We start from the raw sequence: 20,177 nt of genomic DNA, 5'->3' as shown, positions 1-20,177 counted from the left end.
GGAATTAAGTTCGTTACTTTTTAAAAGTTGCGAGTTTCGAGTTTTCAGCTTCGAGTTAGCTCGAAACTCATAACTCGTAGCGCGCAACTTTAAACACAAGGCGCAACGCGTAACCCGGACCCCGCAACCCGTTCACTTTCCCCTGATTCGCTTAAAAAACCGGTCAATCAGTTCCTTTGATTCTCCGGCAAGGACTCCTTCGGTTACCTCCGTTCGCGGATGAAGCACCTTTCCATTCACCAGCCGGTAACCCCGTTGCGGATCGCTGGCCCCGAATGCCAGTCGCTGCAATTGTACCCAATTCAACGCTCCGGCACACATCACGCAGGGTTCAAGGGTAACATACAGTGTGCATTCATCCAGGTATTTTGAACCCAGGTAGTTTGCCGCTGCGGTAGCTGCCAGCATTTCAGCATGAGCCGTGGCATCGGTAAGCTTTTCAGTTTGGTTGTGGGCCCGTGCAATAATGCGGTTGTTACTTACCACCACTGCACCTACGGGCACTTCGCCAATGGCCAGCGCTTTGTGCGCTTCTTTCAGCGCTTCGCGCATAAAATATTCATCGGAGAATACTTCCACGGAGGGATTATTTTAACCGGATGCTCTTCATAATGGAATGAGCCGTTGGCTGCCAGTCGGCACGCAGCCTGCGCGGACAATTAAATGAAAACACCAGCGTACGGCCGGGTTCAACCAGATATTGAATGTAGGTGTACCGCAGCACCGGTTCCTGCAGGGCCATGTCGCGCCTGTCGCCCTTGATGCGCGATTCAAATTCAAAAAAAATATACTCCTTCCCATGAATTTCCTTCACACCCTCGTCAATCATTTCTACGCCATCGAACAAATTATAAATACCTGCTTTAAAGAATTTTCGGGCAAGTTCCACATTCGCATCGGGCCATTGGGTGGCCGACAGGTTTACGCTGAAATCCACCTCACGCTCTTGGTTGGTAAAAGCCGCTATCGGCTGCCGTACCGAAGGATAGCGCTGCACAAAATCAATGTCGTCCATTGGCCGGAAATTCTTCGGCAGGCTAACCACCATGCCCTCAGCAATTTTGGTCTTTACCAGTTTAGGTTCATTAAATGAAAAGAGAATGAGCGGTATCAGGAAAATCAGCAGTCGGTGCATGGCACTAAAATTTAATTCATAACGGGCTGTATAAAAGACTATTGTTAACTTCGCCCCCTCGGATAACTGCACAAAATTACAAAAACCCATGCTACGAACTCATACCTGCGGTGAATTGCGCATTTCACACGTTAATCAATCAGTAACCCTTACCGGGTGGGTACAACGCCTGCGCGACAAGGGAAGCATTTTATGGGTTGACCTGCGCGACCGTTACGGCATTACCCAACTGGTATTTGAGGAGGGTAAGACCGACAGCGCAGTGCTGGCGCTTGCCAAAACACTGGGGCGTGAGTTTGTGATTGAAGCTGAAGGAGTAGTTACTGAACGCCTATCGAAAAATGATAAACTCCCTACCGGTGATGTTGAACTGCGGGTAACCCGACTGAAGATATTGAACAGCGCCAAAGTGCCGCCCTTCACCATCGAAGATGAATCGGATGGCGGTGATGAGCTGCGCATGAAATACCGTTACCTCGACCTGCGCAGAACACCCGTGCGCGAAAACCTGTTGCTCCGCCACAAAATGGCCCGGCAAACCCGCGCCTACCTGGATAGTTTGAATTTTGTGGAGGTGGAAACCCCGGTGCTGATTAAATCCACACCCGAAGGCGCCCGCGATTTTGTGGTTCCCTCCCGCATACACCATGGCGAGTTCTACGCCCTGCCGCAATCGCCTCAAACCTTTAAACAACTGCTCATGGTTTCGGGCTTCGACCGGTACTACCAGATTGTGCGCTGCTTCCGCGATGAAGACCTGCGTGCGGACCGCCAGCCGGAGTTTACGCAAATCGACTGCGAAATGGCTTTTATTACACAAGAAGATATTCTCAACACGTTTGAAGGACTGATTCGCCACTTATTTAAAACTGTAAAAGGAATTGAACTTGGCCCCGTACCACGCATGACCTATGCCGATGCGATGAAATATTACGGGTCGGATAAACCGGATACACGGTTTGAGATGAAGTTCGTTGAAATTAAACACCTAACCTCCGGCAAAAACTTCAACGTGTTCGACAGTGCCGAACTGGTGGTGGGTATTTGTGCCAAAGGCTGTGCCGAGTACACGCGTAAGCAACTGGATGAACTGACCGACTTTGTAAAACGCCCGCAGGTCGGGGCAAAAGGATTGGTGTACGTACAGTACCGTGCGGATGGAACCTTCAAATCATCGGTGGATAAATTTTATACGGCTGATGAGTTGAAGAAATGGGCCGAAGCCTTTCAGGCTCAACCCGGTGATCTGCTGCTTATCATGGCCGGGGAAGCAAACACCACCCGGAAACAACTTAACGAACTGCGCCTGCTGATGGGTGAAAAACTTGGGCTGCGCGATGCAACTAAATTTTCGGCCTTGTGGGTTTTGGATTTTCCGCTGCTGGAGTGGAACCAAGAAACCAAACGCTACCATGCCATGCACCATCCGTTTACTTCGCCCAGGCAGGAAGACATTCCGCTGCTGGAAACCGACCCGGGCAATGTGCGCGCCAATGCGTACGACATGGTGCTGAACGGAAGCGAAATTGGCGGAGGCTCCATTCGTATTCATGATCGCGCCACGCAGCAACTCATGTTTCGTAAACTTGGCTTTACCGATGAGGAAGCAAAAAAACAATTCGGCTTTCTGATGGAGGCTTTTGAATACGGGGCACCACCCCACGGGGGCATTGCCTTCGGGTTCGACAGGCTGTGCGCGTTGTTCGGGGGTTCCGACTCCATCCGCGATTTTATTGCTTTCCCTAAAAACAATGCGGGTCGGGACATGATGATCGATACACCGTCAACCATCTCTGAAGAACAGTTGAAGGAGTTGGGCCTTATCATCAAACCCTAAGCACATGGTGGCCGTTATCGGCATACCGCTCGATGAAAATTCATCGTACCTGCAAGGGGCCGCACAGGCTCCGGCAAAAATCCGTGGCGCTTATCACAGCCCTTCCTCCAACTATTGCGCTGAAGACGGAACCGACCTGAGCCAATGTTCACAGTGGAAAGACCTGGGCGACCTGTCGCTGCCGGCCGGTGAAATGGCTATTCAGGAAATCACCCGTAAAATTTCTTCCGCGTTGCAATCGCACGATAACGTGCTTTGCCTGGGCGGTGACCACTCGGTGAGTTACGCGGTTGTAAAAGCGGTGGCCGGGAAATACCCCGGCCTCAACATCCTTCACCTTGATGCCCACAGCGATTTGTATGCTGATTTTGAAGGCAACCGGTATTCGCATGCCTGCCCGTTTGCCCGCATTATGGAAGAAGGATTGGCTAAACGACTCGTGCAGGTAGGCATCCGTACACTTAATCCGCACCAGCGTGAACAAGCTAAAAAATTTGGTGTTGAGATTATCGAAATGAAAAACTGGGATGACCGTTTGCAATTCAGTTTTGATGGGCCCGTTTATATCTCACTCGATCTGGACGTACTCGATCCGGCCTTTGCACCCGGGGTGTCACACCACGAACCCGGAGGATTAACTACCAGACAGGTACTTTCCATCATTCAGCAAGTAAAAGGAAAGATGGTTGGTGCCGACATTGTTGAACTAAACCCGCAGCGCGACCTGAACGACATGACGGCCATGGTGGCGGCAAAATTTTTTAAGGAGTTGCTGGCCCGGTTAATCAAAAATTGATCAATGGCCAAGCCTTTGGAGGCAACCCAGAAGTACTTTTCAATGCTATCTATCAAGAGGTCCTTCGCGTTGCTCAGGACAACAGGTGTTTGTTTTGCTGAGCGGAGCGAAGCATCTCCTGTTGGCAATCCAATGATTCTCGTCTGGTGTGAATTAATAGTATAATTGCGGACTCCCGGCAAAATGAAAGATTATTTCTCCGGCCATTCCAAACAATACGCTGCCTTCCGGCCAACCTACCCGGACGAACTGTACCGGTTTATTTTCGGCCACTTAAAAACCTTTGATGCCGCGTGGGATTGCGCCACCGGCAACGGACAGGTAGCCCGTGTTTTGGCCACCCAGTTTGAAAACGTTTTTGCCACCGATATCAGCCGGCAGCAACTGGAACACGCGTACAAAGCTGACAACATTGTTTACTCGGTTCAACCTGCCGAAAAGACTGATTTGCCCGATAAAACGTTTGACCTGATAACCGTAGCGCAGGCATTGCATTGGATTGATGCGAATGCTTTTTACAGCGAAGTTATCCGTACCGCAAAGCCCGGTGCGTGGCTGGCGGTGTGGGGTTATTCACATTGCACCGTCAATCCCGAAGTTGATTTTCATTTTCTGAAATTTTATAACGAAACGGTTGGGCCGTATTGGGATGGTGCGCGAAAACTGGTAGAGGACCATTACCGATCCATTCCGTTTCCGTTTGATGAAGTGAAATCACCTGCATTTTCAATTAAAGCAAGCTGGACTGCAAAAGAATTTGCCGGCTACCTGGGCACCTGGTCGGCAACGCAAAAGTTTATAAAGGAAAAAGGATATGATCCGGTACCGGAAGTGATGGAAAAAATCAGTCCGTTGTGGAAGGATAAGCTGCCGGTTACGTTCCCGGTTTTTTTGAGGATGGGGGAAATTGTGTAACGGCTGTTCTGACTGAGGCTGGATTATAAGGCTCAATTAGCTAATTTTATAGAAGAAATATATGCAATGCATATAGCGTGTTGTTCGCAGCAATGGGGTGGCTACGTGGACAGTTAATCGAATTTTTAAAAACATGACACAAGCAGTTGACAAAGAATTAGAAAAAGGTAACGACTAAGCAACTGTGTAAAGGCCCGATTCGGCTTTGGTGCAATGGGGTGTGGAAAGTCACCCTTTCAGCCGAATCGGTAGACATAATTTTTTGAAAGTTTTACAATGGCTGATAATTTATCAACCAAAAACATTACCACCTGTGATGAATGCGGTAGTGCTTTTTACCGGGATGCTTCACCAATGAACAACCTCTGTCCGGAATGTTCGCACATTTTTATATGGCTACAAAAACTGTATTCATCAGTTTCAAAACGGAAGGTGCATAGTTTGCTATTGGGATGGCAGCACGTCTGATTTTATCAAAACAATCGGGCGGCCCCCACTTTCCTGATTCTGCTCACATTCCCATCATTACAAACGCGCCCCAGTAATACGGCTCCTTGTATTTGGCCATGAGCTGAAGCTGGGCCTGCTTAAAGGCCTTTTGCCTGTTGTTGAGTTTAATCCAGTTGGTATAAAAGCTGGTCATTAATAGTTGCGTGGCTTCGTCATCCACCTTCCACAAACTCATAATCAGCGCATCGGCACCGGCCACTAAAAATGCGCGCTGCAATCCGTAAACCCCTTCACCTGATTTCACATCGCCAAGGCCGGTTTCGCATGCGCTGAGAATAACCAGGCCCGTGCCTTCCAGGTTCAGGTTCATGGCTTCGTAGGCTGTTAAAATACCATTGTCATTGCTGGTCATGTCGGCACTGCCTGTTCCTTCAATGGCTTTGCCGGCTCCGGCCAGGATGAGGCCCGACCGCAGCAAGGGATTGTTCGAAGCATTCTCCGCATTTACGCCAAACACCGAGCCGCCCGATTCATCCACATCTTTAAGGAAGTATCCGTGCGTGGCGATGTGCAGCAAAGCCGGGCTCTTCAGTTTTTTAATATTGCCTTCGGTGGCGTTGCGCTCCATGTATTGGGTTACCTGGTACCCCGATGCTTTCAGTACCTTTGATACACCATCCAACTCAACCTTTGTTCCGGGCAGGGGCGGAACATCGGTTGTTCCGTAATCGGGGAAGCCCAGTAAAAACGCATCCTTTTTCATGGCCGTAACTTTACGCGTCTTCAGTTCGATCAAATCGCGCGAGTTGCCCAGCAGCACAAAGTCGTACCGGTTAACCAGGTAATCGCCATCGGGTTTTTTCAGGGTATTTAAATTCACCTGATTATAAACGCCATCGGGCGAAAGGTAGATCATCCGCTTGCCGGCCAGTTCCGGATCGATGCGCGCCCAGTACTGATCGTAGCAAAATTCATCGGGCATGCGCTTTTGGATAACCGTAGTGTAATACTTTGCATACCGGGTTTCCAGTTGCGAGCCGTTATCCAATACAATAAGTTTCGGTAAGTCCTGCTTCTTGAGCAGCACCAGGGCCGCGTACTTCGCATCCGGGGTAAAATCCTGGTTGAAACCCCTTACCCGCACAATATCCACCACGGCTTCGTTGTCGGTCAGCAGGTCGCGTACCTGTTTGTAACTGATTTTTTGGGTGGAGTAGCCTGAGGAGAAATCGGAGGAACGCTCTGACAGCGATTTCTCCATGGCATTGGCTTCGCGCTCTAAGGCGGGCAGATCGATTTTCTGTTCTTTTAATTGCTCTTTAGAGTACGAATACAGGCGTGCCAGTTGTTCTTTTTTATCCAGCCAACGCAGGTAGTCGTTAACCAACTGCTTATCGTTGCTGGCCAGGATGGCGTTCTTCACCTTGTTGGTAGAGTTGAGCAGCAGCGCCTTGGTAGCCATCTGGTAATCGAAAAAATCCTGCGTTACATAATTCAGCTCTACATTTGCTTCGATGGCAAAATTGAAAAAACGCTGAAACCGGGGCGCGGTTACATCCCAGTAGCTGGTTTTCTCCGCCTCGCTCATGGGCGGGAAGTAGCGATTGATAAATTCAATCGTTTTATCCATTACATCGCGGTAGGCCATATAGGCCTGGTTGATGCGCCCGGACTTCCAATAGAGTATAGCCAGGTTTTCTTTTGTATTTACATAATCCGGGTGGTTAATGCCCAGCAGCGATTCCCGTACCGATAAAGCTTTATCCAATTGCTTTTCAGCTTCGGGATAGCGGCCGCTCATCCGGTAAAAGTTGCCCAGGTCGTTGGTTACTTTGGCGGAGTAAATGTTTTGTTCGGTAAAACGCTTCTTGTAAACCTCCTGCGATTTTTTCAGCAATTCTTCCACCTTGTCATTTTTACCCATTTGGATATACAGAATACCCAGTTGATTCAGCAGACCGGCATACTCTGCGTTACTCGTTTGTTTGCGGTTATCAAATACCTTTTTGATTTCGAGAAAATTGGCTTCTGCTTCAGCATACTTGCCTGACAGTTGATAGATAAATGCCAGGTTGGCTTGAAACTTCCGATTATCAAATGATTTTTTTCCCTGCAAAGCCTTTTTGGGGGCAACTGTAGAAGAGAGCATGGCTTTCTTCATCAGGTCAGCGGCTTCGGCATACCGTCCAATAGCCTGTAGCAACATTGCTTTGTTGTTCAGCAAAATGGCTTTTTGCATGCCTTCACCAAACACACTTTCATTGTATGCGATGGCCTCATCAAACTGCTTCTCGGCTTCGTTGTATTTACCCAGCGACTGATCGAGCTTGGCCTTGTTGTTGAGGTTGGCAATGTAGGCCGCGCTTTTCTTGCCCAGGGTTTGCTCACTATAGGCTAAACATTGACTGATATACTGTGCCGCATCGGTTGTTTTACCTTGTGCCAGGTAAACCAGGCCTAAATTAGAAAGCGCCCGCAGGTAAACCATTTCATTAGTTAGCCCGCTGCGCTCCATAAAGTTTCTGGCCTTAATAAAATTTTCCTCAGCCAGTTTATACTGCCGCAGTTCATAAAACGAAATGGCAGTTTGAAGCGAATCGCGCGCTTTTTCTACGAGGGTTTTATCGGCTTCTTCACGCAGAGCATACAACAGCCGAGAGGTTCCTTCTCCTTTCTGCTCAATATCGAAGAAGCCGGCATTTTCGTTTACGGAAATGGCAAATTGAAAATCAATAGAATCCAGGGCCTGCTTTTGCTGAGCACCTTTTTTGCCGCCTTCTTTTGCCAGCGATTTGCCCAATTCGCCCCAGATGTCTTGCGCATAACCGCCCGACAAAACTCCAACCAAGAAAATCAATACGGCATACCGCATGACGAACCGATTAATCTATACTTTCTCCGCGCAACTTAAGTTCATTGACCAGTAAATCGGTATTGGTTTTAACCAGCGATGCGGTGACATCCAGGTTTTTGCGGGCTACTTCCAGTCCTTTAATCGACTTGTTGGTGTTGTTGGTAGCTGCGGGGGCCTTGGTTCGGGGGTTAACATTTTTTGCATTGGAGAGCAGGGTTTTGCCTTGTTCATCCAAATCGCCAATTTTTTGCGTGAGGGCCTGCGAAGATTCGCTTATGCCGCGCAGGGCTTTGATATCCTGCCGGATTTTATCGACCGTCATGGAAGCAAGTACGCCTCCTTTAATTTCATTATCGATGCGGGTGGCATCGTTTTTCAGGCGGGTGGATTCATCCAGGATGTCAAACGAGTTGTTTTTGAATCCGTCAAAATCAGAAACCCCGATGTTGTCGGGCCGTTTGGGAGGAGCCTCGCTTTGGGCCGAAGCCAGCACGGATACTGCGAAAAGGCAAACGAAAAGGCCGGTAATTTTTTTCATACGCAAGAGAGTTTAATTGTCCAAATTAGAAGAACCTGCCCTGCCAACAAAGACTATCAGTAACTTTTTTTACTTTTCAGGTTTATGCGATTCCTGAACAATAGTGTTAATAAAATTTATACCGGTTGGGTTATCCTGGTATTCAGTGTATTTATGATTATCCTGCTGCCGGGAATTTTATTGCCGTTTTTGATGGGTGTACGATTCACCTGGATTGGCTACCAATTTCTATGGCTATGGTCGTGGATTTTCAGTCAACTGACGTGTATCCGTTATGAACTTTACGGAAAGGAAAACATCCAGCGTGGTAAGGCATACATTTTCGTGAGCAACCATACCTCCTTTCTGGATATACCGGGTATCCGCCTTATGATTCCAGGAGAGTTTCGCCCGATTGCGAAGAAAGAGCTGTTGAAGATTCCTGTTTTTGGGTTTATCGTAAAAGCAGCAACGGTAGTGGTTGATCGGAGTAATCATGAAAGCCGGAAGAAGAGCATGGAATATGCCAAGCGCATTATCAATCAAGGAATCTCAATGTTGATTTTTGCCGAAGGAACCCAGAACAGAACCTCGGAAATTCTGCAACCTTTTAAAGATGGCGCCTTTCGTATTGCCATCGATACCCAAACGCCCATATTACCGTTGGTTGTTATTGGTGCCGGCAAGCTAATGCCACCGGGTAAACTGCGCATGCGCCCCGGAACAATAAAAATAATTGCCGGTACCGAAATCGCGGTGAACAAGTACCAACCCGGTGATGTTTCTGAATTGAAGCAACAATGCTTTCAAGCTATGCTTGATTTACTTCAGCACCATGCTACGGATTTACAACAGATTCAGTCATGAACACCTGCAAAAAATACTGGCTTATTATCTCTTTGCTTGTTTCATGGAAGGCCGTGTCGCAGCAATTCCCCACCGGGTTTATCAGCCGGGAAGTTGCCGCTAATCTAGACCCGACCGATTTGGTTGTAACGCCCGATCAACGGGTTTTGATTACAATTAAAAGCGGCAAAATACTGGTGGCTGAAAATGATGTGTTAACCTCTTCGGTGATGCTGAATATTGAAAACCAGGTGGATAACTTTAACGAACGGGGGCTGGGCCACCTGGTGCTTGACCCGAACTTTGAACTGAACAACTATTACTACGTTTACTACACCGAAAAGAATTCAAACCGCAACCGGGTGAGCCGTTTTACTGCTAACGGCAACTCCACCCTGCCCGGCAGCGAGGTGGTTTTACTTCAGTTGGAACCAATGGCCGGCAGCATCCATAACGGTGGCGATATGGTTTTCGGGCCGGACGGAAAACTTTACATCTCTACGGGCGATGGGGCCAATGCGTCTCTGGCACAATCAAAAAACAGTTTGCTGGGCAAAGTGCTTCGGATGAACCCGGATGGTACCGTTCCGGATGATAACCCTTTTATTCACGATCCGACTTTTACGGGAATAAACAAACTGATCTACGCTTTGGGTTTCCGCAATCCTTTCTCGATGGACATTCAACCCGGCACCGGTAAAATTTTTGCCTGCGATGTGGGCAACAGTAATTGGGAAGAAATCAACGAAGTGCTGGCCGGGAAAAACTACGGCTGGCCTGTGATTGAAGGATACCGCACTACCGAAACTCCGCCCGCCAATTACCAGGATCCGTTTTATGCGTATAGCCACGGAGACGGCTGCTCCATTGTAGGAGCAGCGTTTTACAATCCGCAAACTCCGCAATTTCCTGCAGGCTATGTTGGAAAATTTTTTTATGCCGATTACTGTGAAGGCTATATCCGGCAGATTGATCCCACAGGAGGTTCGCCATTACCTTTTGCAACGGGTATTAACCGCCCTTTGGCGATGGCGGTGAACCGCACCGGAGCCATGTATTACCTGCAACGGGCAGGTTTCGGGGGCGGCTCTCCGGGAGATAATACCAGTACACCGGACGGATCATTATGGAAGGTGGAGTATACCGGCAGTGGCGAACCGTTTATCGGAAGTCATCCGCTACCAACGTTGGTTTCGGTGGGTGAAGATGCCGTGTTTACTATTTCTGTTTCTGGTGCTACCCCCATGACTGTGCAATGGCAGAAAGATGGTGTTGCTATTCCGGGTGCTACCGGACTCAGTTATACTTTTCCATCAGCCCAACTTACCGATGATGGTTCAGCTTTTCGTTGCGTGGTAACCAACGCTTTTGGCACCGCAACAAGTAACGCAGCAATTTTGCATGTTACGGCTAATGCACGCCCTCAGCCCCAAATACTAACCCCGGTTGCAGGAACTCTTTACCGGGCGGGTGAACCAATTAATTTTTCAGGAGTTGCAACCGATAATGAAGACGGCAGTTTGCCTGCTTCACAACTAACCTGGAAAATTGATTTCCATCACAACGATCATACTCACCCGGCCCTTCAGGCGGTTACCGGTATTTCATCGGGCTCCTACTCCGTTCCCCGCATTGGCGAAACTGATCATAACGTATGGTACCGTATCTACCTCACCGCCACCGATAGCGAAGGGCTAAGCAAAACAGTTTATCAGGATGTTCATCCTGAGTTAACGGCCTTCATTGTAAACACGGTGCCACCCGGGCTTACCGTTTATGTTGACGGTCAGCCCAAACCTGCTCCTCAATCGGTACTGAGTGTAATTGGCGTTACCCGCACACTTGAAGCGCCTGTGCTGCAATTTAATGGTGCAGACCTTTACACGTTTAATCAATGGAGCGACCCCGGCCTGCAGCGGGTATTTAGTTTTAACGCTCCGGCCGATCCGGTTTCATTTACTGCACACTTTACAGCCGTGCCGTTGGGCAACGGAGATGGATTACTGGGTAATTACTTTAACCAGTCGCGCACATTTTTTATGCCCTCCGATTTAATGCGAGTCGATCCCGTTATCAATTTCGACTGGGGAGCCGATTCGCCCTTAACCGGTACTATTCCAAACAACAATTTCACCGCCCGCTGGGAAGGCTTTATTCAGCCCCCGTTTACCGGCAACTACACGTTTTATACCCTGAGTGATGACGGTGTCCGGTTATGGATAAATCACTTTTTACTTATCGACAAATGGATACCCCAGGCTGCCACCGAGTGGAGCGGCACCATGAACCTGCAGGCAGGCGAATTATACCCGATAAAACTGGAGTTTTTCGAAGATGGCGGAGATGCCGTTATGAAGTTGCTTTGGAAATCATCGCTCTTACCAAAGCAAATCATTCCGCAATCGCAGTTGTATTCTGCACCCATTACCGGCATTGAAAAGCCGGGTGTCAACCCAGGCTTTGTAATTTATCCCACAGTAGTAGCCGATGAATTAATTGTGCAGTCAGCTTTCAAATCCCTCACCTCCTGGGCCATCAGTAACCTTACCGGTCAAACATTTATAACCGGTTCTGGCATGGAAACATTCAATATCTGCAAGGGACTGGATACGCTCCCTCCGGGAGTATATATTTTTAAAATGGGAAACCAGGCGAAACGGTTTATTAAAAACCGTTAATGGTTAACCGGCACATACACTACTTTCTTGGTTTCAAAAAACTCTTCTTTAAAAAAATCACGAAGCGGATACACCGTGCTTGGTCTATTCAATTCGGTTAATTCACTTTCCAGGTCGCCACCTTTCAGGTAAAGTATTCCGTTCTTCAGTTGATGAACGGATTGCCAGTTTATTTTTTTATGCACCCATCCGTAAAATTCCTTTAACCGGGTTACGGCCCGGCTTACCACAAAATCATAACTGCCGGTTACCTGCTCAGCCCTTGTTTGTACGCCCCGGACATTTTTCAAATCAAGTGCTTTTGCTACAGTATTGACCACGGTAATTTTTTTTCCGATAGAGTCGACCAAATCAAACTGCACCTGCGGAAACAGAATGGCAAGCGGTATACCGGGAAATCCTCCACCGGTACCTACATCGAGAATACGGGCTCCCGGTTTAAACGAAATAACTTTGGCAATGCCCAGCGAATGCAGAACATGGTGGATGTAGAGGTTATCAATATCCTTGCGGGAAATGACATTAATTTTTTCGTTCCACTCTGCATATAAATCATAAAGGCTGTTGAATTGTGCCTTTTGCTTTTCGGAAAGCTCCGGAAAATAATGAAATATGACGGCCGCGTTGTGCAAACGTATTTCAATAATAATTAAATATGGTCACGTTTGTTTTTAACCATTTCATACATCAGTTCGCGGGCGCGGTGCAATTGGGCCTTTACAGTGCCGAGGGGCGCTTCAAGCTCTTTGGCAATTTCTTCGTACGATAATTCATGAAAATACCGCATGCGTACCAGCTTTTGGTACTTGGGCGGCAGTTTATCAACAAATACCTGCATCAATTCTTCTTTCTGCGCTTTAATGGTTACTTCCTGCGGATTCAGGTTTTCATCCTCCACGTCAAGCGAAACCGAATCGCCATCGCTGTCGGTATACGTGTTGTCAATGCTCAGCGTATTCAGTCTTTTTTTACGGATGTAGTCAATGGTATTATTGGTAGCAATCCGAAACAGCCAGGTTGAAAAGGTAAAGTCTTTCTTAAACCGGTGCAGGCTGCGAAACGCCTTGGCAAACGACTCGATGGTCAGGTCTTCGGCATCGTCAACATTGCGCACCATCTTTAAAATCATGTGGTACACCGGACGCTTATACCGCTGCATCAGTTTGGCAAAGGCCTGTTCGTCATTGTTATTCACCGCCTCGTCAATCAAACGGAAATCTTCCAGCGCCTTCGAAGAAAATCGGCCTTCGTCTAATTCTTCCATTTTACACGTTTTGAAATCAATGCCACCGGTGCCGTTGAAAGATAATAAAAGGCAAAAAGAATATCTAAAATCGCAACGGCATAGCCCGGAAACGGGTCTCCGAAGCGTAACCCCGCACGGTGTGTAAGCAATCCCAGCATGAACAACCGCACCAACAGCAAAGCGGCAACTGTAACAGGTTGTATGCCAAAACCCAGCAACACAAATGCTGTTAACCAGACGAAAATCTGTGTGCCCATAAACAGTCCTAAAAGAAACTTATGTTTCAATCGATATTTTTTTCCGGCATACAAGTGGCGTTTCTTTTGTGCTAAAAAATCATGCACCGTTTTCTTTGGTTGCGAATAAACTATTGCATTTACATCAGTACAAACACGGGTTATGGCTGCCGTTGCATGGCGGTTAACATACAAATCATCATCGCCCCCGGTAATATTCATAATTGAATTAAACCCCTTATTGGCAAGAAAATACGATTTTCGGTAAGCCAGGTTTCTTCCAACGCCCATGTAGGGCATGCCCAGGCCGGCAAAGCCAATGTACTGGATGGCCGTAAACAACGTTTCGTACCGGATAAACAGGTTTAGCAAACCAGGTTGCTTTTCATAAGGTGAATATCCAAGTACAAACCGGGCATTTTCATCCATGTACCGGCTCATGGAGACAATCCATGTGGTAGTATAAGGAGTACAATCGGCATCGGTTAACAGTATCCACTCGTGCGAGGCGGCCTTAATACCCAGGGTAATTCCATATTTTTTCGCATTAACATGAGCGGGTAAGTGATCTACCTTAACAATGCGCAGGCGGTTATCAGATGCTGACAATTCACGCAGGTAATCGTACGTGCCGTCATTGGATCGATCGTCAACAACCACCACTTCAAATACGGGGTAATCCTGTTGAAGCAGGGCGGGTATTAGGTTCCGCAGGTTCTTCTCTTCATCGTGCGCGCAAATCAGCACGGTAACGGGCACGCTGCCTGCCCCGCATGCTGGTGCAGCCTTTCGGCTTACACCGATAAAAAGCAAACTAAAATAAAGAAGTTGAACAGCGACTGAGGCAATGAAAACGTAAAGTAAAACAGACAAAGTTGAAGGATTATGTCGCAAAGATAACTGTGCTTTTTGTTCGTGAAAGATTTTCTGCTTTACACGGACTGATTTCCCGTTGAGCGGAATTGCGGTATTTTTGCACGGCCACCAGGCCCTTTGTTCAGATGCAGTTTACCGTTACCGCCACCGACCCGCACTCCTCCGCACGGGCAGGAATTATTAAAACCTTTCATGGTGAAATACACACCCCGATTTTTATGCCCGTAGGAACGGCCGGCTCGGTTAAGGCCGTTCATCAGCGCGAACTGCTGACCGACATCGGTGCCGAAATTATTCTGGGCAACACGTACCACCTCTACCTGCGGCCGGGTATTGAACTTTTGGAAAAAGCCGGAGGCCTGCATGCCTTTACCGGCTGGCCACGGCCGCTGTTAACCGACAGCGGGGGCTACCAGGTTTACTCGCTGAGCGACAACCGGAAAATTCATGACGAAGGGGTAACCTTTAAATCACACATTGACGGATCGAAACATTTTTTCTCGCCCGAAAATGTAATGGACATTCAGCGGTCCATCGGGGCCGACATTGTGATGGCATTTGATGAGTGTACCCCCTACCCCTGCGAATACCGGTACGCCAAAAAATCAATGACGTTAACCCACACCTGGCTTACACGGTGCATCAGCCGGATGAAGCAAACCGCACCAAAGTTCGGCTATGAACAATACCTGTTCCCAATTGTGCAAGGCAGCACCTTTGCTGATTTACGAAAAGAATCAGCCTCCTTTGTTGCAGAACAGGAACTGCCCGGCAATGCCATTGGTGGCTTATCGGTGGGCGAACCCCACGAAGAAATGTACGCCATGACCGACCTGGTGTGTGGCATCCTTCCGAAAAACAAACCCCGTTACCTGATGGGTGTTGGCACTCCCGAAAATATACTGGAGTGTATTGCCCTTGGTGTTGATATGTTCGACTGTGTAATGCCTACCCGCAATGCACGCAACGGCATGCTGTTTACCACTCAGGGAATTATCAATATCCGGAACGAAAAATGGAAAGACGACCTCTCGCCCATCGATGCCGGACTGGAGGGCTACGTCAGTCGTTTTTATTCAAAAGCCTATTTGCGCCACCTTATTATTAATAAAGAAATATTGGGCTCGCAAATTGCTTCCATTCACAACCTTACCTTCTACCTTTGGCTCGTGAAAGAATCGCGCAAGCAAATAGAAGCAGGAACGTTTATAAACTGGAAAAACAGCATGGCGAAAACCGTGTCAGCACGGCTTTAGTGCAATTTATGAAACTACTTGATCGGTATATTCTCAAACAATTTTTAAGCACGTTCATTTTTGTGGTGCTGATACTGCTTGCCGTGATTACGGTAATCGACTTTACCGAAAAAACCGATAAGTACGCCAAAGCCAATTTAACCTTATGGCAGATTGCCGACTATTATGGCGATTTCCTTCCATGGATTGCCGGTTTGGTTACACCCATAACCGTTTTCATTGCTACTGTGTATGTTACCGCCCGCCTGGCCGGGCGGACTGAAATCATTGCCACGCTCAGCAGTGGGGTGAGTTTCAGGAGGTTGTTGCTCCCTTACCTAATCGGAGCAACCATCATTGCCACGATAAGTTTTTACCTGAACGGGTGGGTAATACCAAACTCCAACAAAACACGATTAGCCTTTGAAATGCAGCACCTGAAAAAAAACACAGGCGGCAGCCAGCGGAATATCCATTTACAGGTATCAGAAAATGTTTTTCTGTACATTCAGAATTACAATAACCTGAGCGACCGGGGCTACCATTTTACCCTGGAACGGTTTGAGAATATGAAACTGGTTGAAAAACTGTACGCCAACCGCATTGAGTGGGATACTGCCAAACATACCTGGACACTGCGCGACTGGAGCATCAAACGGATCGACACCATTTTTCAAACGGTAGGCATGCCGGCAAAAGAAAAACTTATTACGTCAGGCATGAGCCTGGACACCGCGCTGGTTATTCACCCGAAAGAATTTGAAAATGATTACCGCAAATTTGATGGCCTCACCATTAACGAACTGACCGAGTACATACAAACCCTGCAGGCTCGAAGCATTGCCGGTATTGAAGTGTATGAAGTAGAGTTGTACACCCGGTTCGCCTCTCCCTTTTCTATTTTCATCCTCACCTTTATGGGGGTTATTGTGTCATCACGGAAAAGCCGGGGGGGCACCGGCCTGCAGATAGCCATTGGGTTTGCCCTGTCGTTTGTCTTTATTCTGTTCTTTATGATGTTCCGCACCTTTGCCGAGGCTGGTTCATTGCCGCCAGCCATTTCGGTTTGGATACCAACGGCCATTTTCGGAATTATTTCGGCCTTTATGTACAAATACGTTCCGCGGTAAATGGCTACACTTACCGATTACCTTAAATTACACTTCATTGTTTTTCTGTGGGGCTTTACAGCCGTGCTCGGTTTACTTATTTCAATACCAGCCGTTGAAATGGTTTTTTACCGCACCCTGCTGGCCGCCCTGGGCATGGGTACAGTTATCGTTGTATTAAAAGGCTCATTCAAAGTACGTCAATCAGATGCAGGCCGCCTGTTGCTGATAGGTGGCATTGTGTGTATCCACTGGCTGAGTTTTTTCGCATCGGCCCGGGTATCAAATGCTTCGGTAAGTTTGGTGGGGTTTGCCACCAATTCATTGTGGGCTGCGTTGCTTGAACCCTGGCTGAACGGCCGCCAGGTAAAAAAATTTGAGTTGCTCCTCGGCCTGATGGTACTGGCCGGGCTTTACATTATTTTTTCGTTCAACTTCATTTACTACCTGGGTTTGCTGCTGGGTATCGTTTCCGGTTTTACTGCTGCACTGTTCTCGGTTTTAAATGCCAAACTGGTTAAGCGAATTGAACCCAATACAATTACTTTTTACGAAATGGTCGGTGCCTTCCTCGGTACTGCGCTTTTCCTGCCGCTTTACAAACAGTTCTGGGCCGGAGACGGAACCCTGCAACTGGTACCCACATTACTCGATTGGTTTTACATTGCACTATTGGCCTGGGCCTGCTCGGTGTACGCCTATACCACCGCCATCCATCTGATGAAAAAACTTTCGGTTTTTTTTATCCAGTTAACACTAAACCTGGAACCATTATATGGAATTATCATGGCCGTTATCATCTTTGGCGAAAGGGAGAAAATGGGACTGAATTTTTATATCGGTACAGTCATCATCCTGGCCGCGGTTATGGCGTACCCGAAATTAAAAAGCCACTTTGAAAAAGTTGCCCGTTAAAGCACCGCTGACCAGTAGAAGCACCCGGTGAACAAGCCGGATAAATCCTTGGCATCCTGAAAAATCCCATAAACCGATGAGCCTGATCCACTCATGCTGGCATAAACAGCGCCATATTGGTAAAGCGTTTCTTTAATTTTTCTGATGTCAGGGTACCTGGCAAAAACTGAAAATTCAAAATTATTCACTAAACTGTCCTTCCACTGCTCAATAACAGATTCTAAAACCACTTTCAATGGCGCGGTGGGCTGCATGGGAGTTACACCCCGATAAGCATCGGCAGTTGATACGTGAATAGGGGGTTTGACCAGCATCAACGTATAGCCCTTTAAAGCAGTTGTAACGGGAGACAGCATATCCCCTTTTCCTTTGCCCAGCATCGGCTGGTTATATAAAAAGAACGAACAATCGCTTCCAAGCCGGGCTGCGTATTGTTGAAGTGTTGCATTTGATATACCCAGTTCAAAGATTTCATTGAGCAGGCGCAAAGTATAGGCCGCATCGGATGACCCACCGCCTAATCCGGCACCGGCAGGAATAAGTTTGTGCAGGTGTATGGAAACAGGTGGAATTACATAATCTTTACTCAGTAATTGATAAGCCTGCACCACCAGGTTATCGGTTGGCTTTCCCTCCAGTTCAACCCCGGTTTGAGAAAATGAAAATTCCTTCGATGGGATTATCTCCAAGATATCTGTAAGCGGTATCGGATAAAAACACGTTTCAATTTCATGATAGCCGTCCGGGCGCTTTGAAATCACATGAAGGCCAAGATTGATCTTGCTGGGAGGAAAAACAACCATGGTGCCTTGCCGGAATGAATTATTTTGTCAATCGCGCAATCAAATCTTCAGTAATTCCGGTTGATGAGAAGCCCCCATCGTGCATCAGGTTTTGCATGGTTACCATGCGCGTATAGTCGGAGAAGAGTGCCACAATAAAGTTAGCACAATCTTCGGCCGAAGCATTACCCAGCGGTGACATCATTTGAGCATAATCAAAAAATACATCAAAGCCCGAAATGCCGGCACCGGCCGTAGTTTTGGTTGGCGACTGGGAAATGGTATTTACCCGCACCTTTTTCAGTTTACCAAACCGGTAGCCGTAGCTTCGTGCGATAGATTCCAGAACAGCCTTGGCCTGGGCCATATCCGAATAATCAGGAAATGTCCGTTGAGCAGCTATGTATGAGAGTGCTACAATGGAACCCCATTCGTTCATCGCATCGGTTTTCTCGGCCGTTTGCATCACCTTATGAAAGGATAATCCAGAGATATCAAGTGTCTTTAAAAACCATTCGTAATTCAAATCGCCATAGGCCCGATCCTTCCGAACATTCGGACTCATGCCAATGGAATGCAGTACAAAGTCGAGTTTACCCCCCAGTACTTCCAGCGACTTGGTAAACAGGTTTTGCAGGTCGGCCTCCGAGGTAGCATCGGCCGGGATAACCTCCGCATCGCAGGCTTTAGCCAACTCATTAATCTTACCCATGCGCATGGCGATGGGAGCGTTGGTAAGGGTAAAAATACCCCCCTCCGCCTTTACAGCCAGGGCCGTTTTCCAGGCAATGGAGTTTTCATCGAGGGCACCGAAAATAATACCACGCTTACCTTTCAGAAGAGAATGAGCCATAGGGGTTAATTTTTGCTAAAAGTATTGGAAATCTGTGGTTCGGGCAAAATTTAAGGTTATCCGGGCAAAATCAGGCAACCGGCATGCTAACCTTTCAAATTCTTTCTTAATTTGGGGAGTAACATAGAAACCTAAACAACCCTCGCTTATGGAAGTACCTTACGATTTTTTGAATGCCTGGAACGCCTACATGTTGCAAGGAACAGTAGCCTTTATCGGAATTGGCTTTTTGATTCTGCTTTACCACGAGTTCCGCATCTTTATAATTAAAGACCTTAAGGAAAAATACGACTACGTAAACTTACATGAAATACGGTACTTCTGGTTTGCAGTAATTGCCTTTATAGCCGCAGGCTTTCTTTTCTTCAACACCTTATTTACCGAAATGATCCATGAAAAGGGGATGACGTGGTTTTATGTACGCCTGTTCATTACGGTAAGTTTTGCCATTATTAGCTATTTCATTTTCTACAGCATTATCCGTATTTACTATCCGCGTTCGGTAGAGAAGCGCTTGCGTAAGATTCGAAACAAGCCGCGCAAATCGCCCGAGGGAAACATCATGCGCAAGTTGAGTGAAGTGGAAGAAGATGCCCACCTCGAAGATAGTCAGATTCACGAAGAACAATTTCATTCGGTGGATTACGATGTGTGGATTGATGACAAGACGGGTTATAAAAAAATTGAAAAATACATGGCGTATCAGCATTCGGAAGAGTGCCCGGAGTGCGGCTATTTCACCCTGAAGATTGAACGCGAAGAGTTGGAAAAAGCACCCACACAGGACGAAACCGGATTGTTTATCAAACATTTCAAATGCAGCTATTGCGGCCACCGCGAAGCGCGCGAACAGGTGCTGGCCAAGCTTTCAACTAACGCCTGAGGTTTATAAATCAT

General features: G+C 47.5%; 18 protein-coding genes. 9 read left to right on the top strand and 9 right to left on the bottom strand.

Going from position 1 to position 20,177, the window contains the following annotated elements; all coding sequences use genetic code 11:
• Positions 1–132: 132 nt before the first annotated feature.
• Both HRU69_07960 and HRU69_07955 read right to left on the bottom strand, forming a co-directional pair.
• Positions 133–552: a nucleoside deaminase gene (locus HRU69_07960; protein QOI98864.1), complete on the bottom strand. Its 420-nt coding sequence runs from the start codon at positions 550–552 to the stop codon at positions 133–135.
• A 34-nt stretch (positions 553–586) separates the two neighbouring features.
• On the bottom strand, positions 587–1,135 hold the full coding sequence (locus HRU69_07955) for a hypothetical protein (GenBank protein ID QOI97426.1): 549 nt from the start codon (positions 1,133–1,135) through the stop codon (positions 587–589).
• A gap of 88 nt (positions 1,136–1,223) precedes the next feature.
• On the opposite strand from HRU69_07955, the gene aspS reads away from it, so the two are divergent.
• From aspS to HRU69_07940, 3 genes are all read left to right on the top strand, one after another.
• Positions 1,224–2,972: an aspartate--tRNA ligase gene (gene aspS, locus HRU69_07950; GenBank protein QOI97425.1), complete on the top strand. Its 1,749-nt coding sequence runs from the start codon at positions 1,224–1,226 to the stop codon at positions 2,970–2,972.
• Positions 2,973–2,976: 4 nt separating this feature from the next.
• Positions 2,977–3,768, top strand: a complete 792-nt coding sequence (gene speB, locus HRU69_07945) for an agmatinase (GenBank protein ID QOI97424.1) — start codon at positions 2,977–2,979, stop codon at positions 3,766–3,768.
• A 183-nt stretch (positions 3,769–3,951) separates the two neighbouring features.
• On the top strand, positions 3,952–4,683 hold the full coding sequence (locus HRU69_07940; protein QOI97423.1) for a methyltransferase domain-containing protein: 732 nt from the start codon (positions 3,952–3,954) through the stop codon (positions 4,681–4,683).
• 511 nt (positions 4,684–5,194) lie between these two features.
• Here the strand turns inward: HRU69_07940 and HRU69_07935 are convergent.
• A complete protein-coding gene (locus HRU69_07935; GenBank protein QOI97422.1) occupies positions 5,195–8,005 on the bottom strand; it encodes a CHAT domain-containing protein in 2,811 nt (936 codons plus the stop codon).
• 10 nt (positions 8,006–8,015) lie between these two features.
• The gene (locus tag HRU69_07930) at positions 8,016–8,525 is read right to left on the bottom strand and encodes a hypothetical protein (GenBank protein ID QOI97421.1); all 510 of its coding nucleotides are present in this window, start codon (positions 8,523–8,525) and stop codon (positions 8,016–8,018) included.
• A gap of 84 nt (positions 8,526–8,609) precedes the next feature.
• On the opposite strand from HRU69_07930, the gene HRU69_07925 reads away from it, so the two are divergent.
• Together HRU69_07925 and HRU69_07920 are read left to right on the top strand one after the other, a co-directional pair.
• The gene (locus HRU69_07925) at positions 8,610–9,371 is read left to right on the top strand and encodes a 1-acyl-sn-glycerol-3-phosphate acyltransferase (protein ID QOI97420.1); all 762 of its coding nucleotides are present in this window, start codon (positions 8,610–8,612) and stop codon (positions 9,369–9,371) included.
• Complete coding sequence (locus HRU69_07920) at positions 9,368–12,028, top strand: PQQ-dependent sugar dehydrogenase (protein QOI97419.1); 2,661 nt, start codon at positions 9,368–9,370, stop codon at positions 12,026–12,028. The genes HRU69_07925 and HRU69_07920 overlap by 4 nt, the downstream gene beginning before the upstream one ends.
• Here the strand turns inward: HRU69_07920 and rsmG are convergent.
• Genes rsmG through HRU69_07905 form a run of 3 tightly spaced genes read right to left on the bottom strand, consistent with a single transcriptional unit; the run spans position 12,025 to position 14,254 of the window.
• The gene (gene rsmG, locus HRU69_07915; GenBank protein ID QOI98863.1) at positions 12,025–12,672 is read right to left on the bottom strand and encodes a 16S rRNA (guanine(527)-N(7))-methyltransferase RsmG; all 648 of its coding nucleotides are present in this window, start codon (positions 12,670–12,672) and stop codon (positions 12,025–12,027) included. The genes HRU69_07920 and rsmG overlap by 4 nt on opposite strands.
• 5 nt (positions 12,673–12,677) lie before the next feature.
• Positions 12,678–13,292, bottom strand: a complete 615-nt coding sequence (locus tag HRU69_07910) for a sigma-70 family RNA polymerase sigma factor (protein QOI97418.1) — start codon at positions 13,290–13,292, stop codon at positions 12,678–12,680.
• Positions 13,280–14,254, bottom strand: coding sequence for a glycosyltransferase (locus HRU69_07905; GenBank protein ID QOI98862.1), 975 nt, complete (start codon positions 14,252–14,254; stop codon positions 13,280–13,282). Before HRU69_07905 ends, HRU69_07910 begins: the two co-directional genes overlap by 13 nt.
• Before the next feature lie 257 nt (positions 14,255–14,511).
• Between HRU69_07905 and tgt the strand changes: the two genes are divergently transcribed.
• From tgt to HRU69_07890, 3 genes are read left to right on the top strand one after another with little or no spacing between them, the layout of a single operon-like run.
• Positions 14,512–15,642, top strand: a complete 1,131-nt coding sequence (gene tgt, locus HRU69_07900) for a tRNA guanosine(34) transglycosylase Tgt (GenBank protein ID QOI97417.1) — start codon at positions 14,512–14,514, stop codon at positions 15,640–15,642.
• An 8-nt stretch (positions 15,643–15,650) separates the two neighbouring features.
• Positions 15,651–16,751 (top strand): YjgP/YjgQ family permease, encoded by a 1,101-nt coding sequence (locus HRU69_07895; GenBank protein QOI97416.1) that lies wholly within the window; start codon positions 15,651–15,653, stop codon positions 16,749–16,751.
• The gene (locus HRU69_07890; GenBank protein QOI97415.1) at positions 16,752–17,645 is read left to right on the top strand and encodes a DMT family transporter; all 894 of its coding nucleotides are present in this window, start codon (positions 16,752–16,754) and stop codon (positions 17,643–17,645) included. It abuts the gene before it with no gap.
• Here the strand turns inward: HRU69_07890 and HRU69_07885 are convergent.
• Entirely contained in the window at positions 17,642–18,448 is an 807-nt protein-coding gene (locus HRU69_07885; GenBank protein ID QOI97414.1) for a 4-(cytidine 5'-diphospho)-2-C-methyl-D-erythritol kinase, read from the bottom strand. The genes HRU69_07890 and HRU69_07885 overlap by 4 nt on opposite strands.
• 19 nt (positions 18,449–18,467) lie before the next feature.
• A complete protein-coding gene (locus HRU69_07880) occupies positions 18,468–19,280 on the bottom strand; it encodes an SDR family oxidoreductase (protein QOI97413.1) in 813 nt (270 codons plus the stop codon).
• Positions 19,281–19,428: 148 nt separating this feature from the next.
• Between HRU69_07880 and HRU69_07875 the strand changes: the two genes are divergently transcribed.
• A complete protein-coding gene (locus HRU69_07875; protein QOI97412.1) occupies positions 19,429–20,163 on the top strand; it encodes a hypothetical protein in 735 nt (244 codons plus the stop codon).
• Positions 20,164–20,177 lie beyond the last annotated feature (14 nt).

It is taken from the genome of Flammeovirgaceae bacterium, from assembly GCA_015180985.1.
Lineage (GTDB): Bacteria > Bacteroidota > Bacteroidia > Cytophagales > Cyclobacteriaceae > UBA2336.
The sequence above is the reverse complement of the archived record's forward strand: the minus strand, read 5'-3'. Positions and strand labels throughout refer to the sequence as shown.